The organism is Blastomonas ursincola (genome assembly GCF_013607875.1).
In the GTDB taxonomy this organism is placed as follows: Bacteria; Pseudomonadota; Alphaproteobacteria; order Sphingomonadales; family Sphingomonadaceae; genus Blastomonas; species Blastomonas ursincola.
Genome location: NZ_VDES01000010.1, coordinates 1 through 470, shown reverse-complemented (window position 1 = coordinate 470; position 470 = coordinate 1). Strand labels below are relative to the sequence as shown.

Genomic DNA, 470 nt, shown 5'->3' with positions numbered 1-470 from the left:
CCATAAGCCAGGCCCGAAACCACGCTGGCGGTATCGCCCGCACGCAGGCCGCTGATCGTGCCGGTGAACGCCGGATTGGCGAGGCCGTACTCCCGCGTTGCATTGTCGGCGGTCACCGTAAGCAACGCCCTGGTGATCGTGAGCGTGCCAGGGACATAGCTGAAATCGTAGTTCGTGGCGGTGGCACCCGAACCCGTGATCGCATAGCTGCCGATGCCCGAATTCAGCACCGCGCTGCTGCCATAGGCCAGCCCCGAGATGACCGACGCATTATCGCTATTGCGGAAGCCCGTGACGCTGCCGGTGAAGGCGGGGTTCGCCAGCCCGTATTCGCGCGTGGCATTGTCCGCGGTGACCGTCAGGAGCGCCTTGGTGATCGTCAGCGTGCCCGGAACATAGCTGAAATCGTAATTGGTCGCGGTGGCGCCGGATCCGGTGATCGCATAGGTTCCGGCATTGCTCGCGATCGT

1 protein-coding gene is annotated in these 470 nt (G+C 63.8%); it reads right to left on the bottom strand.

Annotated elements, in window-relative coordinates; translation table 11 throughout:
* Nucleotides 1–470, bottom strand: a 470-nt coding sequence (locus tag FG486_RS18025; protein ID WP_181268590.1) for an MBG-2 domain-containing protein, incomplete at both ends; no start/stop codon positions are given.